The sequence below is a fragment of the Pontibacter virosus genome, from assembly GCF_003096355.1.
In the GTDB taxonomy this organism is placed as follows: Bacteria; Bacteroidota; Bacteroidia; order Cytophagales; family Hymenobacteraceae; genus Pontibacter; species Pontibacter virosus.
On sequence record NZ_QEKI01000005.1, the window covers coordinates 282,919 to 299,356 of the forward strand.

The following is a 16,438-nucleotide window of genomic DNA, read 5'->3' on the forward strand; positions in this document are numbered from 1 at the left end:
TACAGCTCGGCCACGTCGTCGGCCGCGATCCAGAAGGTGTACTGGCCTGAGGCAGGGGCGGTCACGTAGCCGCGGATGCGCTGGCCGTAGTTGTTGCCCTGGCCGCCTGGCGCCTCAAATGAGCTCAGTGCGCTTGTAGAAGTTGGGTTAGTGCTTACTGGAATCACGCTTACAGTTGTACCGTGTACGTTGCTCCAGAAGTCACGTGTGATCTTACCTGTACCGGCAGTACCTGTTGTAGTACCAGTTGAAGTTGAGCCAGATTCTACAGTTGGTGTCTGCTCAGCAGGCGCAGTAGCTACAGGATCTTGTGTTGGCGAAGTGGACGGAGCAGATCCGTTAGGACCTAGCACGATACCGTTGCTGCTAAGCTTGTTCAACCAGGCCGTGTATTCGTTCTTTTCGTGCTGCTTCGTGATGTTGCCACCAACGTATGGGTTGTTTTCGTTCTTCACCAAACCGTCAGGGAAGTAGTTTTTGTCGAACAGGCTGCCCTGGCTCATAACTCCCGTAACGTTGTTGCGCATTACTGCATTGAAAGTAGCGCCTTTCTTATAGTAGTCGTAGCCGTACAGGCCTACGTTGTGTGTGTTCACGCGGGTGCCATCGTCAAACAAACCAGAGTTTACACCACGGTTGTTGTATACCTCGATGTTGTTACCGCCTGCGATAGCATAGTTGTAGTTACCGATGTTAACGGTCTGGTTGTCGTACACCTTCACGTAAGCAGTAGCTACGGAAGCTGCATCGCCCATACCATCCTGGTACCATGAGTCAGCGATAATACCGCCACCTGAGAATTTAGTTTCTGTGGCAGGATAAGGGTAAGCTCCCTGGATGTAGTTGTTGTGAACGCGGATCGGAGAACCGGAAGTACCGCGTGAGTTAGACAGGTTGATGTTATCTTCCACGAGCGACTTGTTTGGCTCGTTGATTACTTCGTTCCAGGCGATCTCAGCGTGCGGAAGGCTACCACGGTAGTTGAACTGAGCGAACTGAGAGTGCTCACGCTGACCACCGTATACGCGGCCGTCAATGTTTCTGGCCTTGTTGTAACGAATCTTTACAGTTTCGCTTGTAGAGCCGTTACCTTCGTAGCGCGTGCCCACATAGATACCTGCTGTTCCTTCCAGGTAGCAGTTCTCTACAACAACGTTCTTAAAGTTGTTAACTGTAAGGAAACGACGTGGTTTCTTGTAATCCTTGAAAGGTGTAGGAGTAAGACCGTAGCCCTTCGTGTTTCTTACTGTGATGTTAACTGCGTAACCCCAGCTTTTGATCAGATAACCTGCACCACGAATGTTGGAATTAACGATGGTTACCGGTTCGGAAGTACGTACATCTACAGCCGCCACCTCAGAATCCTTGGATTCCCAGTTGCCTGTATAAGTACCTCCTTTTGTGATTACTAATGGCCCGCTGTAAGTCTGGGCGTTAACGAAACCTGTCGAGAATAGAAAGGCTACGAGTGTGAGAATCAAAGCAGACAGAGTTGTCCCCGTCCACTTAGTCCCCTGAGTGGAAATTGTATTCATCTTTTTGGCTAAAAGTTGAAAAATTAAAAAATGTACTCCTTATAAGTCACCAGGCATTTACCGTTTCCAGGTATAGGAGTAGATTTGCTGCCTGATGGTTTTTATGAAAATATTAAGCTTGGCGAACCGGTGCGTTTATCTTCATATATAAGTTGTTGCAAATATAAGTCGGAATTTTTTAGAAAAACCAGTCTTTTTTGATTTATTCTTCATTAAATCATAAGTACTTCAAATATTTCAATTCTCAATAGTTGTCAAAAATGCATTTAGGAAGCCTGTGATGGGTTTTTAAATGTTGGTATTTATTAAAAAAGGTTACAAAAATAAAAATAACACAAATTAAAAATTATAAAATAAGCTATAAATGATATGGCAAATCAAATAATAAGTAATTTGGAATATAAAATACTGAGGTAAGATCTTAGGGTGAGATCAGTGAAATTGATAAATATATAAAATATAATATATTTAATAATAAGGGATTTAATGATTGGTCTTTTTAAAGGTGTCACAACACTGAATCGATAGGGTGGAATCACCACAGGTGTAGGTCGGCACAGGTTTCTGGAACGGAATAATAATATAGAAAAAAGGGGATGGGGTATATGGCTTTAGCTAAGTGAAAGCCGTGTTTGTAGGCTTATCAGCTACTGAACAGTAACCGGAGCGTTTGACCTGGTAGTTAGCGCCGGGAGAGGGCCAAGTTGAATGTGATTGTCCTCCAGCTTCGACTTCCAGGTTTCGTACTCAACTCTCTCGCTTTGTTTTGTTATCTCGCCTTTGATGAACGTGTTGCTGTGTTCTTTCACCGTGCCATCCGGAAAGTAATGGTTGTCATTTCTGGCATCCTGTCCCATAATGCCGATCACATTGTTGTGGAAGGTGTTGTTGAAGGTCGCATTCTTTTTATAGAAGTCGTAACCATATAGTCCCTGGGTCCACATCTGGAATTTTTCTCCATTCTCAAAGCGGGCTGCGTTAACGGCACGGTTGTTAAAAACCTCTATGTTATTGCCGCCTGCAATAGCGTAGTTGTAGTTGCCGAGGTTAACGGTCTGGTTATCGTATACCTTCACATAGGCTGTGGCTACTTCTTTAGGGTCGCCCATGCCCTCTTCGTACCAGGAGTCGGCAATGATGCCACCGCCTGAAAACTCCTTGCTATCGGCGGGGTATGGATAGGCCCCTTGTATGTAGTTGTTGTGGATACGGATGGGAGAGGCAGGCGTGCCCCGGGAGTTAGACAGGTTGATGTTGTCTTCCACGAGCGACTTGTTAGGCTCGTTGATCACTTCGTTCCAGGCGATCTCGGCATACTGGATCGGATTGCGGAAATTGAACTGCACAAACTGTGATCGGTACCAACTGTTATGAATGCGTCCGTCTATGTTTCTGGCCTTATTGTAGCGGATCTTAATGGTATTGTCCGGACTACCGTCGCCTTTGTAGGCGTCTCCAACGTAAATGCCAGCCGTGTTCTCCATGTAGCAGTTCTCTACCACCACATGTTTGAAATCGTTTACGATCAGAAATCGCCGCGGCTTCTCATACAGAATCCAGGGGGTGGGGGGAAGGCCGTAGCCACTGGTGTTTCTAACGGTAATGTTAGCATCGTGTCCCCAGCTTTTGATCAGGTAGCCGGCCCCCCGGATGCTGGAATTCTCGATAACGACAGGCTCCGATGTCTTGATTTCCACGGCAGCCACCTCAGAGTCTTTTGACTCCCAGTTACCGGTGTAAGTGCCCCCCTTGGTGATAACGATCGGGTTATCATAGCCAGCCGTTGTGGCTTCAGCACTCTTTTTTGCACCGGGCAGGTGTCCTTGGGTATAGTAATAAGCAAAAAGCATTGCTACAACCACCAGGGGAATAGCAATGCTTAATGTCTTGAGGTATGGAAAAGCTTTCTTCAAATCAATTGCCTGGTACAACAGCTGATGTTATCTTAAAAAATACCCCACCAACCTGCGCGTATAGCCGTTTGCCAGGTGAAACGGAATGTAAGGCGTAGGGCAGTTCTTCAGCGTGAACCTCGTAAAGTCCCGGAGGTTACCGCCCCCCTTTAAATCGAACAGGTGTTTGTAATAGTTTTTAAAACTCTTTTGGCTTCGTATCTGGCGCTCTCCGCTTTCTTCCGGGTAAGTGAGAAGTTTGGCGTCGTAGTTTACGTACAGTTCAAAGCCAGCCCTTCTGGCCGTGTGGGTATAGTCGTAGTCGGCAATGTAATGCGGGAAGCGGTCCTGGTCGAAGAGTCCAATTTTTTCGATCACCGCACGAGGTATAAGCAAGCCTCTGCCTGGCAGGTGGGTGACAGCATGCAGTCCTTTTTGCTCGTCTTTCGATAGGGTAGGCAGCACTTCTTCGATGGTGTTTAGCAGCCAGTTCAGTCGCTCCCCTCCGAAAATAGGCTGTTGCGTATTGGCATCCAGTTCGAGCGCTCCCAACAGAGCCTCAGGCTTTTGCTCATGCCAGTAATACATCTTCTCGATCAGGCGTTCATCCGTGATCACGTCGTTGTTCATGGTCATGATGAGTTCTGTGCCTTGCTTGAGGGCATGCCGGATGCCCATGTTTACGCCGGCTGTCCAGAACAGGCTGCCACTGCCTTTGAGTACTTCTACTTCCGGAAACTCTTCCCGGAGCATGTCTTCGGTGCCGTCTGTAGAGCCATCGTCTACAATAATTACTTTAAAACGCTGGTCTGTCTGTTTGCCTAAAGACTGGAGGCATTCTCGTGTATACTCTTTTCTGTTAAATACAGGTATGACGATGCTTATCATATGGTTCAAATGTAATGCTGTTATTGTGTGCAGGTAATGTTGTCGGCGTTGCAGCATTGCATTGTCGACAGCAATATCTACGAAAATTAAAGGGCTTGTTTTAAAATTGTTTTTACAGATTAAAGCTCAGGATGCTCTTTAGCTTTGAACTTACCTTGCCCTTGATCAAGTGATTGAAGTTACGTGAGTCGGACTCAATGTCTCGAACCACAAACCGAGGGTGGCGCAGCGGGAAAGTGATTTCATTTTCCTTGATCTGTGCCTTGTTATCGTGGGTGTTAAACGTGTGCGTAGCATCCTCTCCAAAGCCAATATTGCGTACCAAATTCACTTCCGGTACAATGCAGAGCCCGGAGTTGCTGTATACGGTGAACTCCCACTGGTAATCCCAGATATCGCCGTTCGGAATGCTGGCAAACGCTTCCTCTAACTTGCTCAGGCGATAGGTTTCTTCAAACTTATTCAGGAACAGGCCTTTCAGGTACCCTTTTTCCTTGAGCTCCGGGTAGGCGTTCAGGTTAAAGTCGAAAAGCTGCCAGGCCCTGCGCCAGGTAGCCCAGCCCCATGCGTTCACTTTGTTGGAGAAGTAGTACGAGTAGTCATTGTCTCTGCGCCAGCCATTCAGGTAGTTATTGCCGCTGATGTGCATGATGCGCGTATCGTGCTTGTACTTTTCCAGCAGCTCCTGGCAGAACCAGAAAAAGCTTTTGGAAGGCACGCAGTCGTCTTCGAGTATAATGCCGGACTCTTCATGCTCAAAAAACCAGCTGATTGCTGTAGCGGGGGCGACACCACACTTCAGGTTTTTCTCCTGGAAAAGCGTCTTCACTTCACAGTCCCAGTCCACTTGTTCTACAATGCGCCGTGTCTCAGCGCACTTTTCTATATCTGTCTCTACACCAGGTCGCGGACCATCGGCGGCTACATAGAGTCGCGCTGGCTTTACCTGGCGGATACGGTCGAATACTTGTTGTGTGGTATGAGCTCTATTAAATATGATTAGTAGCACGGGTGTGTGCAAAGGTGTGGTAGGAATAGAATTACTCATAATATTAAGGTATAACGATATGTCTGTTTTGTATACTGAAATTGCCGTCAGAAGTTTCTAATATCAGGCGGCTGTTAACTTTCGATACTGACCGATTGCTTTGGCCTTCCAGCGGGAACCGAAATCGCGCAGGTAACTGGTTCGCTCCACGCCATCTTCTTCCATGTAAACGATTGTCCAGCCCAGTATGGCATAATAAAACACAGGCAATACATAGGAGAACCCGTAGGCGAAGCCAGTGCTGATAAAGGCGATCAAAATGATCTGGTTTACGGTCATGGCCTTAGAGCGCAGGCCTTTAGCAATAGCGTAAATAGGCATGATGCAGTAAATGGCAAGTCCGATAAAACCGGTATAGAAAAGAATGTCTACATAGAAGCTGTGGAAGTGGTGCCCCTGGCCGTCGTCGAACACGGGTTCGTTGGTATCGTCGCGCCAGAACTGAATAGGCAGCTCAAAACCTTCGAAGCGCATACCTGCCAGCCAGTTTTCCTGTATGAAGGGCATGTACGACATCCACTGGATGTAGCGCCAACCGCCCGTACCCTGCGAGTCGAAGTTCTCTATGTCGGAGAAACTGTCCTGAATCTTGGTAATGATCTCCGGGTTCGTCGAGAACAGGAAAGCACTACTGGCTATACCTGCAATCAGCAGTACGATGCCAATAGGCAGGAATTTACTTACTAGGTTAATCGGCAGGCCAGATTTAAACCTGATCAGCAGGTAATAGATGACCAATGCGATGGCAGTGGAAATCCAAACGGTGCGGTGCTGGAAGAATACGATCGACACTAGGATAAAAAAAGCCATAAACAGGCTGGTGAGCTTGTTTTCGAAGATATACTTGCTCAGAAAATAAATAAACGGTATCACGAGCATGTAGACGGAGGAGGCGTATACCCCCCGCTCATGCGAAGTAAAAGCGCCCAGGCTGAGTTTATCTGGGTGCACCACTATTACGCTGAGCCAGAAGCCCCCCAGTATAAACCAGACTACATGCGAGAACTTCAGGTGGAAATTGCCTTTGTAAAAGGTATAGACAAAGAAAATGAAGTAAAACAGAAACAGCTTCTGAAATACGTGTGGGTATACCATGGGAGTGCCATAGAAGTAGTACGACTCGAACACCATGGCGAATACATACAGTGTTGTGAGTACGTAGGCTACCCGCATGACGGGCGACATGCGCTTAAAATAAAAAGTACTATAGCCAAACGAAACAGCCGCCATGCCTTTCAGCAGCAGGTTCAGCATGTTTCCCTGCGCTTCCAGGTTGTGCGGGAACGCCAGCTCTGTGAAAGCGTTGTCCATGATGAGGATCATGGTAAGCGGGATAATGAATATAAAGCTGTAGTTAAATTTCATATGGTTATTTCATTCTAAAGCCATCCTTCCTGGTCAGCAGCTAGCATTAACCTTTTCAGGCGACCTGCTTCGGCTTGTTCGGCTGTGCCACAGGCTCAAGGGGCTTACCAAGGATCTCACCATAGTAATTCAGGTGCTGGTCCACGATTACGTTTTCAGAGAAATTCTCTTCGGCATAGGTATAGCCTTCGTGTACGAGCGTCTGGTATAACTCTTTGTCTGATAAAATGCGACTCACTTCGGTCGCCATAGAGTCAGGTGATTCCACATCGCTCAGCAGGCCTGCTTTGCCATAGTTAAGCAAATGGGGAATATAACCACTGTCTTTGCCTCCTACAACCGGTGTGCGGGCTATCATCGCTTCAAGTAGCACCATGCCAAACGACTCCTCCCTGGAGGGATGCAGTAGCACCTGGGCATTCTGGATCAGCCTGAACACCTCGTCGTAAGGCGTCGGGCCCATAAACCGTACGCCATCTGTTAAGTTTTGTTTCTGCGCATATTGTTGTGCCAGGCCTCCTTCTTCAGAGTCAACCCCCACCAAGTAGTACTCCAGGTCCGGAAACTGCCTGCGCAGCAGGGCAAAAGCCTGGAGTCCTGTCTCAATGTTTTTACGGTGTGTAAAGCCCTGGGCTACCGTAATGATATAATTTCCCTTTTGGGGAGTAGCTGCCAAGCGGTGCTTCAGGGTGCTCGGGTAAAAATTGTCGATGACCCTGGTCTTGGATTTGGTCTTACTGTCGAGCTGATTGTAGGTATAAGCTGAGTTAGCCAGCAGGAAATTCGCCTTGCTCACGACAATGTAGTTGATCATCCAGCGCACCAAACGGAACATGTCCGGTATTTTGCGCAGGATTTCGAAAGCCACATCGTGCAGGCTCACTACCGTCGGTTTTCCGGTTTTCAAGGCCGCCCAGGCAAATTCATAGCTCCAGAAAGCGCTCATAAAATCAGCAGGATGGGCTACCATCATCTTACGAAGATCTTCCACCTCGTAAAGAAAAAAACGGCGGCCAGGCTGCGGCTTCTGGCGGCTGATGCAAACCTTGAGGTTGCCGCTCTCCAACACCATCGGTTCGGCAATCTCGGTTGAATTGGTATAGGCGATCACCTTAAAACCTCTTTTAAGCAAAGCGTTGATGAAGTGCGAGGTAAGGGGAAACGCATTGGTCGGGGGTACGTTCGTATCTTTCAGGTCCCAGTCAAGTATTCGCAAATCAACGGGCCCAGCTACTCCTATAGTCATTTGGTTGTTTCTAAGGTTAATGGTATGCATTACATCAGACAAGGCTGGCTAACTGTTGTCATTGTACTGTTTATACCCTGTTTATACGTGCTCTGTTTCTTTTATCAGGCTTTTTCTATACCGCATCAGCATTCTGCCAAAGTATGAGCCTGGATTGTCCTGCACACCCAGTTTGGAAAACACCATGTGTAATTGTTCCTTAAGTGCGCTGTGCGGGAAGAGAAGTATCATCGCCAGGAACACAAAGCCACCCGTCACCATTTGTAAAACTAACACTACCAGATGCGGCAGTTCTATGTTACGGAACAGCGTGCTCGCCAGGTATACGACGATGGCCACCACGGCCCCATTCATGATGCCGGGCAGGTATACGCGCAGTTGCTTCCAGTAAGAGAGGTCCAGAATTTTTTTCATCAGGGTCTGGTACATGCCAATGCGGACCAGTTCGCTAATGAGGAGTGCAAAGCCAAAGCCTACCAGACCATAGTCACGCAGCAGGAAAAACAGGCCACTGATCACGACAATCAGGGTGATGGTAATGACGATTTTCCAATTGAGAACAGCCTTTGCGTCGCACACGATGCCGGCAAACATGGTGACAAAACTCAGCGGTATGGCCAGGCTGAGCACCTGCAGCACAGGTATAGCCTCGAGCCACTGGTCGCCCAGCACCACACGCACAATCTCGGGCGCTGCCACCATAATGCCCAGGCAGACAGGTATGATCAGGGTAGCCAGCAGGGTGGTGCTGGAAAGGTATACCTTGGCTAGTTTCTCTGTTTCAGATTGTAGTTTGCTGAACGAAGGAAAGACCACCCGCGACACCGTGCGTGTCAGGTTATACATGGGCAAATTCACCAACATAAAGGCCCGGTTGTAGATACCCAGTTTGTAAGCTCCGAACACCCGGCCAATCAGCAGCGTGGCCAGCTCGGTATAGATGAACTCAAAAAAGCTTATGACAGACATTTTGCTGCCATAGGCGAGCAGCGCCCTATAAGCTTCCCAGCGCACAACCGGCAGTATATTATGACGAGCCATGGCATGGGCGCCTATCGCCACCAGCGCCTGCTGCACCAGCGAGGCATACACCAAACTCCACACGCCAAAATCCAGCCAGGCCAGCAGTATACCTACGCCCAGGTATGATATGACGTAAGAGGCTGTCTCGACAATGCTCAGTTCTTTGAAGCGCATGTTGCGCTGCAGCAGGCTGGTAGCCGTGGCAGAAATGCCACCAACCACAAAGGCCAGCGACATGACGCGCACAATTGGTACCACTTCAGGCATATCGAAGATCAGGGTGGCATACGGTGCCAGCACCCAGGCCAGAACTGTGAACACAGCACCGAGTAGGGCGGAGGAGGTGAAGGCCGCCCGGATATTTTCGGAAGTAAGTTCTTCTTTCTGGATGATGGCCTGGTTCAGGCCCAGATTGGCAAAATAATACCCGAAGCGCAGGATAACGGCCGAAAGGGCTACCAGACCAAAGGCCTCGGGAGCAAGCAGGCGGGCCATGGCGGAGGTATAGCCAATCTGCATCACGGCGTTGGCAATGGTGCCCGCCGAGCTCCACTTCAACCCGCTAACTGCCTTCGTAGCTAAATTTTTACTCATGTATAGGTTCAGGTAATCGCGCGTCTCTTAAAAAAAGGTGCTGCAGGAATCTGCATCCTACAGCACCTTCTTAGTTCAAGCGCGCATGTATGTCTCGCTCAGGCGCTATACGTAGTAGTAGCTGCCTTTTTTCTTGTATCCGTACTCGTAGGTGTTGTTGTAGTCCAGGTCGTTGATCACCATGTAGATGTTCTTCAACTTGCGGGCCGCGTACAGATCATTCACCTGGGTGAGCATATCCTTGCTGGTGTACTTGTGTTTCACCACATACAGGTTCACGTCCATATGCTTCATCAGGATGAAGTATTCGGCTACAAATCCGATCGGCGGTGTGTCGATCACCACATACTCGTACTGCTCCTTTAACTTGTCGATCAGCTCGGCCATGCGTTTGTGCTCCAACAGCTTGATGGCATTGTCAGGTATAGGGCCGCATGAAATGATGTCCAGGTTCTCGATATCGGTTTTCTGAATCACTTCTTCCAGCGGCAGCCCCTGGCTCAGATAGGAAGACAAACCGGACGCATTGTGTGTGTTAAAATACTTGCCAAACGTAGGCTTGCGCATATCCGACTCGATGAGGATGGTGCGTTTTCCGGCCATGGCCATCTCACTGCTCAGGTTGACGGAAGTAAAAGTCTTGCCCTCCCCTGAAACCGATGAAGTCACTCCAAGTACTTTAAAATTAGTTTCAGCTGTCAGGTACTGCAGGTTAATACGGATAGACCGGAAAGACTCGGCAATGGCTGAGCGCGGATTGTTTTTTACCGCCAGCTTGTCGGCCTTGGTGCCGTGCGCAATTACACCCAGGAACGGGATGTTCGTCACATTGTTCAGGTCATTTTTACCCTGTATGGTATTGTCCACGTTATCGAGCAGCACAATGAGTACAGCAGGTATGATCAGGCCCAAAATAAGGGCTAGCATAAAGATCATTTTCGGCTTCACGTTCACAGGGCCGGAACCCCACATGGCAGCTTTGTCCACTATCTTTTTATCGGTGGTGTTGGTAGCCAGGGCAATCGCAGCCTCAGCGCGCTTCTCGAGCAGGAAGTCATACTTCTTGTTCACGAAATCGGCCTGGTTCTGCAGATCCATCAAACGACGCTCATGCTCCGGCACTTTTGCGATGCCTGTCTCCAGCTGGTTAATGCGCTTGTCGGCATTGGCAATGGAAATGTCGGTAGAGCGAATCAGGTTCTTGATGTTCGCTATAATGGCATTGCGCGTGCTTTTGATTTCACTGTCAATTACCTTTATTCTCGGGTTGTCCGCTGTGGCGCTCACACTGTAAGAGGCGCGCTGCTGATTCAGGCGCGACAACTCGGTGAACAGGTTGGCCAGGTTCGGGTTTTGCACGCCCGCTACCGCCGGCGACACCGCCTGGGTGAAGCTCTCGTCGTCCTCAATCTGGTCGAGCACCGTCACGTAGTACTGCTTTTCGGTGCTTAGCTTCGACTTCTCCATTTCCAGCTGCGCCAGTTTTTCGTAGCTGATGTTGGACTGCACGTCGATGTTGGCAATGCGGTTAGCCGAACGGAAAGACGAAAGCGCCTGCTTGCTCTGACGGAGCGAGTCCGTCAGGCTGGCGATCTGGCCGTCGATAAACTCGAGTGTTTTTTGGCCGTTCATGTTTTTCTCGTCCAGGTCACGGGCCACATAGGTGTTCATCAGCGTGTTCAGGAACAGCATCTCCTTTTCAGGTATAGTACCTTTGGTGCTCAGTTCCAGCACACGCGCCTCGCGCTCAATTGGCTTAATGTTCAGGCTACTGGCGTACTGTGCCACCAGGCTTTCCATGCTGTTGAGCACGAAGTAGTGCTTTTTGGCGTCGATCTTGTCGTCAGGATTGGCGCGCTCAATCGTAAAGCTGAAATTCTTGTCCTTGTACGGCTTACCGAACTCCAGTACTTTGGTAATGTTCACTTCCGGCACGATTTGCTTTACGGTATGCGTGGTATAGTCATACAGAGGAGGGGTGTCGGCTTTTACCGTCAGCTCGTACTCCTTGTCGTTCAGCACGCGCACTTCCAGCGGAATATCCACGATTTGAAGCGAACTGGTGTCAAGACGTACTACGAAGGGAGCGTTGTCGTACTGCTCCTCTTTAATAAGGTCCAGCCCGGTGTTCAGCCAGTGGTCGGGAACTTTGTAGTACGACACTGAGAAGTCAAGCTGCTTTAAAGTGCTTCGGATCATATCGGCTGAGGTCAGGATACCGATTTCGTCCTCCACTTTAATGCCCTTATTCTGCACATCGAGCAGGTTGAGCAGCTCCTGCGCCTTTTTTGAACCGGTATGCTGGTCTCCTAACAGGAGGGTTGATTTGAAAGCATAAACGCGGGTGGAGCTTTTGACATAAACATAGGCCCCTGCCATTGCGATCATCACAAAAGCCAGAAACAGATACCATCTGGTTCGGAACTTGAAAAGCCAGCTTCTCAGGTCTATTTCGTGCGCTGTATTTTTTCGTTTCATGGAGAATTCTTACTTAAAATAATTCAGGATAACTGCCGCCGTAGAGATAACCCCCAGAGCAATGGTGATCACGTTAAGCGACACCAGGTTGTCGCGTTTAACCTGCGCAACGGACGGCTCTACATACAGCACATCGTTGGGCTGCATGAAGTAGTATCTAGATTGTACGATATTTGGGTCTTTAAGGTCGATAAGTACTACTTCAGATCCACCAGGCGTCTGACGTACCAATTTTATGTTCTCGCGCGCAGCACTGCGGGTCAGGTCGCCTGCCATACCCAGTGCGTCGAAAAGAGTAGCCCGCTCGTTGTACACAAAATACTGGCCCGGGCGGTTTACTTCGCCCAGCACGCTCACTCTGAAGTTGATGAGCTTTACTACTACAGTTGCATTGGTGATATAGCGGTCTACGTTGCGCTGAATCAGTTCCTGGGTCTGCTGAAGCGTTAGGCCTGACACTTTCACTTTACCCACGTTCGGAAGGTTCACGTTGCCTTCATCGTCTACGGAGTAGCCGCTTAGGAACATGGTACCCGGGTCGGCAAAGCCGAAGGCGCTGGAGGGTGGTACGATGTTGTAGATATTAGATATTTCAGGTTCCAGGCTTTGTACCTTGATGGAGAGCACATCGGCAGGCTGTAGCTGGTATGGCTTGTAGGTGGTCTGCATTGGTGTGGCCACTGTCTCCTTCAGGTTGTCATTTTGCATGTATACAAGCTCTTTTTTGCTGAGGCACGATGTAGCGCTTATCATTAGGAGCAGGAGGTATACGACTCTTCTCATGTGTTTGGCTTAAGGGTGTTGTGAATGTTGATGATTCTCGAATGTTTATTTTGATTTTATGATAGCGGGAGCGCATGCCTGTCGTGCATCAGCATGTGGTACCCAAAAAATTGTATCAGCCATATATACTATAGGAGCCACAAAAAGATGCTTATTTTCGAAAATATTATGTGAATTTAATGTAATGAGGGTCGCTTATGAATTATAAGATATTTCTAATCAGAAAGTTATATTTTATATCTACCGGCAAATATTAACACAAGGTAACATTGCAATTGCACGGCAGATGTGATCGTGTATAAAACGTTTATGGGAATAATTATATAATTATCGAGGAGGTAGGAAGGACAGCAACAGGGCGTGCTTAGTTCAACGGCTGCTGTTATAAGTGAGGGCAAAGGGCAGAAAAAGAACCACCTTCCCCATGCCTTGCAGCACGAAGAAGGTGGTTCTCCTACTTATATAAAGGGTATATAGTATACTATTTATTCAATCCATTTGGTACGGCGCTGTTTCGACTGAGGTGCCTGCACCTGGCTCTGTTTCAATTTGTCAGACGCCTTGCGGATCAGTTGCTGAGAGAATCCGTCAGCGTGCTCAATAATTCCACCTTTCAGCTTCCAGCCTTGCGGAAATAATACGGCAACCTCTGTTGCCAATGTCTCGAGATTAGGGGCTACTATAATATTGTATTCCATCTTAAAGAGTAAATGAACGAACGATAGAACCAATATAGCGGATTGTAACATAGGTTGTATGCGCTAGGCTACGAAATTTAGTGAATAGAGTTACATTCAAAATAAAATTTAGCTGAATGTTAAAATGATTCAATGAAAGCAGCGACTTAAGTGGCTTTTTGATGAATTAGTGCTATTTGGTTTGTTCGGCTGCGAGACGTATTCTGAAAGAAGTTAGTCCATCTTGGTTCGATTCAAGCGAAAACTGGAAGCCATGGCTTAGTAAAATCTCCCGTATCATGGTCAGGCCAATGCCCTGGCCTGTTTCTTTCGTGCTAAAGAAAGGGGTAAATAGCATCGGGCGCACGTGCTCCGGTATACCTTCACCATTGTCGGTAATAGTTAGGCAGGGCGGCTGTTCCTGCAGCTCCACCCAAACGTCGCCATCCGATTTCACGGCTTCCATGGCATTTTTCAGGATATTGAGCAGCGCCTGCTCGAGCTGCTGCTCATCCATGGGGACGAAGAGTGGGGTAGTAGGCAGTTTCATGCTGAGGTTAATTTGCCGTTGCTCCAGCTGTGGCTGCATCAGTCGCTCGAGCCGCTTGAGAAGGGCCTGCACCTGCACCGGCTTTTTGGAAGGAGCGGGGAGGCGCACCACATCAGCAAAATTGGCCATGAACTTGCTCAGGTTGGCGTTCCGGTCAATTGCTACCTGCAGGGCGTACGTGAAGTCCTCGCGGTGCGCCTCGTCGATCTGTGGGGTATAGTACTGCACAGAGTCCAGAATCGAGTTGATGGCGCCCGTCGAGTTGTTCACTTCGTGCGACATCATCCGGATGACTTTTTCATAAGCTTGCCGCTCGTTTTTGATAATGGCCTCGGTGAGTTCCTCCAGCATAATGAAGGCGCGCTGAAAACCCCGGTCAATAAAGTGTGCCCGGTGTGCCCGGAAGGTTCGGATGCCGTTCAGGCGGAAGGTATAGGGTTGGCCGGTCTGTACCTGCTTCAGCTCCCGTGCCCAGGTGTTGGGCAGCGTTGCCAGCTCACTGCCCTGCAACGACTGCCCGGATAGGTATAGGAAACGTTCTGCAGCGGGGTTTATGCTCTCGATGCGGTTGTCAAAGTCGAGCAGGATGATGCCGGCAGGAGAGGCATGGATGATCTTTTCGAGCAGGAAATGCTTTTCAGCCTGCGCCACCCGCTCCTGCCGCAACTGCTCAATCATGCGGTTGTACACATCCACCAGCTCATCCAGTTCCGGCTGCCCCACCTGCACAAACTTGGTTGAAAAGTCTTTGTCACGGATGGATTCTATACCTGCCCGGATTAAATTGAGCGGCTTGAAAAAGGCATTATACAGATTCACGGTCAGCACAACGGAAAGTAGCACCAGCACCTCCATCCCTATAAACAGCAGCTTATTCTCCTGCAGCAGGAAATAAGCCATGGCAGCGAGGAGACCATGCACGAAAACAGCGTAAATGATAAACTTAGTCCTGAGCTTCATAGGGAATGCCGAACTTTTCGAGACGACGGTAGAGGGCGGCCCTGCTCAGGCCCAACGCACGGGCTACCTTGCTGATGTTGTTGTGGTAATAAGCCATGGACTTGCGGATCATCGAAGCTTCCATCTCGTCGAGCGTCATGGCACCAACAGCAGGCAGGGCCTTGTCACCTGTCTTTACAGGACCCTGCTGCGCCTGTGCCTGGAAATCCTCAGCACTCAGCACTTCATCTTCGGCTACCAGCACGGTACGTTCCACCAGGTTTTTCAACTCCCGTATGTTGCCCGGGAAGGGAAGCTCTTTCAACCACTGCAACGCTTTGGGACTCAGCTCCAGCTCGGGTCGGTGGTAGGTCTTCTTCATATTCTCCACAAAGAACTGCACCAGCAGCGGAATGTCGTCAGGGCGTTCCCGCAGCGGAGGTATACGCACCTTGATCAGGTTGATGCGGTAAAAGAGGTCCTCGCGAAACTTGCCTTCTTCCACCATCTGCTCCAGGTTGCGGTTGGTGGCGCACACCACCCGGATGTCGAGTTTGCGGGAGCGGCTGTCGCCGAGCACTTCGTAGGTGCGGTCCTGGAGCACGCGCAGCAGTTTCACCTGGCTGTTCATGTCTAGTTCCCCGATCTCGTCGAGGAAGATGGTGCCCTTGTTGGCCATTTCGAAGCGGCCCACCCGGTCGGCTTTGGCGTCGGTGAAGGCACCCCGCTTGTGGCCGAACATCTCGCTTTCGAACAGGCTCGACGAAATGCCTCCTAGGTTTACCTTCACAAAAGGCTGGGATTTGCGGAGACTGTTGCGGTGCACCACCTCCGCGATCAGCTCCTTGCCGGTGCCGCTTTCGCCCTCGATCAGCACCGATGCATCGGTTGGCGCAATCTGCCCGATGCGCTTCAGAATTTGCAGCAGCTGCGGGTCCTGCCCCACGATGTTGGTGAAATCATATTGCTGGTCGAGTTTCTTACGAGTAAGGGTTTCGTCCTTGGTGGGTGAATGCTGCGATAGACTCAGGGCAGTGCGGACCGCCTGCAGCAAGTAATCGTTGCTCCAGGGCTTGGTGATAAAGTCCGCTGCCCCAAGCCGCATGCCCTCCACAGCCAGGCTGATTGAGCCCCAGCCCGTGATCAGGATAACAGGTACCTGCGGCATCCGCTGTTTAAAAGCTTCGAGCAGTTGCAACCCGTCGTGGCCGGTTGTTTCGATGGAGAAGTTCATGTCCATGATCACGAGCTGTAAAGGATGCGCCTGCGCCACTTCGAGCGACTCCGTTGGGGAAGCTGCTTCTTTGGTCTTGAAGCCGTGTTGCTTGAGCAAAATGCTCAGCGAGGCGCGGACGGCTACATCATCGTCTATTATCAGGATCATGCTCAATGTGCTGGTTTTCTGCTCTAATTTAATTTT

12 protein-coding genes are annotated in these 16,438 nt (G+C 49.4%); all 12 read right to left on the reverse strand.

Annotated features, from left to right (window positions below):
• Positions 1–1,535: PA14 domain-containing protein (locus C8E01_RS21635; protein ID WP_116543254.1), on the reverse strand; the 1,535-nt coding region annotated here is incomplete at its 3' end.
• Positions 1,536–2,182: 647 nt separating this feature from the next.
• Complete coding sequence (locus C8E01_RS10230) at positions 2,183–3,448, reverse strand: glycosyl hydrolase (protein ID WP_243409522.1); 1,266 nt, start codon at positions 3,446–3,448, stop codon at positions 2,183–2,185.
• A 27-nt stretch (positions 3,449–3,475) separates the two neighbouring features.
• Complete coding sequence (locus C8E01_RS10235) at positions 3,476–4,315, reverse strand: glycosyltransferase family 2 protein (protein ID WP_165820611.1); 840 nt, start codon at positions 4,313–4,315, stop codon at positions 3,476–3,478.
• Between the two features lie 112 nt (positions 4,316–4,427).
• Positions 4,428–5,363, reverse strand: coding sequence for a nucleotide-diphospho-sugar transferase (locus C8E01_RS10240; RefSeq protein WP_116543255.1), 936 nt, complete (start codon positions 5,361–5,363; stop codon positions 4,428–4,430).
• A 63-nt stretch (positions 5,364–5,426) separates the two neighbouring features.
• The gene (locus C8E01_RS10245; protein ID WP_116543256.1) at positions 5,427–6,728 is read right to left on the reverse strand and encodes an O-antigen ligase family protein; all 1,302 of its coding nucleotides are present in this window, start codon (positions 6,726–6,728) and stop codon (positions 5,427–5,429) included.
• A gap of 55 nt (positions 6,729–6,783) precedes the next feature.
• Positions 6,784–7,974 (reverse strand): glycosyltransferase family 4 protein, encoded by a 1,191-nt coding sequence (locus C8E01_RS10250; RefSeq protein ID WP_116543257.1) that lies wholly within the window; start codon positions 7,972–7,974, stop codon positions 6,784–6,786.
• Between the two features lie 81 nt (positions 7,975–8,055).
• Complete coding sequence (locus tag C8E01_RS10255) at positions 8,056–9,591, reverse strand: lipopolysaccharide biosynthesis protein (protein WP_116543258.1); 1,536 nt, start codon at positions 9,589–9,591, stop codon at positions 8,056–8,058.
• Between the two features lie 105 nt (positions 9,592–9,696).
• Positions 9,697–12,069, reverse strand: coding sequence for a polysaccharide biosynthesis tyrosine autokinase (locus C8E01_RS10260; RefSeq protein WP_116543259.1), 2,373 nt, complete (start codon positions 12,067–12,069; stop codon positions 9,697–9,699).
• A 9-nt stretch (positions 12,070–12,078) separates the two neighbouring features.
• A complete protein-coding gene (locus tag C8E01_RS10265; protein WP_116543260.1) occupies positions 12,079–12,852 on the reverse strand; it encodes a polysaccharide biosynthesis/export family protein in 774 nt (257 codons plus the stop codon).
• Positions 12,853–13,337: 485 nt separating this feature from the next.
• Positions 13,338–13,550, reverse strand: a complete 213-nt coding sequence (locus C8E01_RS10270) for a hypothetical protein (protein WP_116543341.1) — start codon at positions 13,548–13,550, stop codon at positions 13,338–13,340.
• 172 nt (positions 13,551–13,722) lie between these two features.
• Positions 13,723–15,039 (reverse strand): sensor histidine kinase, encoded by a 1,317-nt coding sequence (locus C8E01_RS10275; protein WP_165820612.1) that lies wholly within the window; start codon positions 15,037–15,039, stop codon positions 13,723–13,725.
• A complete protein-coding gene (locus tag C8E01_RS10280) occupies positions 15,023–16,402 on the reverse strand; it encodes a sigma-54-dependent transcriptional regulator (protein ID WP_116543261.1) in 1,380 nt (459 codons plus the stop codon). Before C8E01_RS10280 ends, C8E01_RS10275 begins: the two co-directional genes overlap by 17 nt.
• Between the last annotated feature and the right edge of the window lie 36 nt (positions 16,403–16,438).

Bases quoted from the DNA above. Each gene is read 5' to 3' on its own strand.
- C8E01_RS10255 (WP_116543258.1), bottom strand. From the start codon at position 9,591: ATGAGTAAAAATTTAGCTACGAAGGCAGTTAGCGGGTTGAAGTGGAGC.
- C8E01_RS10235 (WP_165820611.1), bottom strand. From the start codon at position 4,315: ATGATAAGCATCGTCATACCTGTATTTAACAGAAAAGAGTATACACGA.
- C8E01_RS10260 (WP_116543259.1), bottom strand. From the start codon at position 12,069: ATGAAACGAAAAAATACAGCGCACGAAATAGACCTGAGAAGCTGGCTT.
- C8E01_RS10265 (WP_116543260.1), bottom strand. From the start codon at position 12,852: ATGAGAAGAGTCGTATACCTCCTGCTCCTAATGATAAGCGCTACATCG.
- C8E01_RS10245 (WP_116543256.1), bottom strand. From the start codon at position 6,728: ATGAAATTTAACTACAGCTTTATATTCATTATCCCGCTTACCATGATC.
- C8E01_RS10270 (WP_116543341.1), bottom strand. From the start codon at position 13,550: ATGGAATACAATATTATAGTAGCCCCTAATCTCGAGACATTGGCAACA.
- C8E01_RS10250 (WP_116543257.1), bottom strand. From the start codon at position 7,974: ATGACTATAGGAGTAGCTGGGCCCGTTGATTTGCGAATACTTGACTGG.
- C8E01_RS10280 (WP_116543261.1), bottom strand. From the start codon at position 16,402: ATGATCCTGATAATAGACGATGATGTAGCCGTCCGCGCCTCGCTGAGC.
- C8E01_RS10240 (WP_116543255.1), bottom strand. From the start codon at position 5,363: ATGAGTAATTCTATTCCTACCACACCTTTGCACACACCCGTGCTACTA.
- C8E01_RS10275 (WP_165820612.1), bottom strand. From the start codon at position 15,039: ATGAAGCTCAGGACTAAGTTTATCATTTACGCTGTTTTCGTGCATGGT.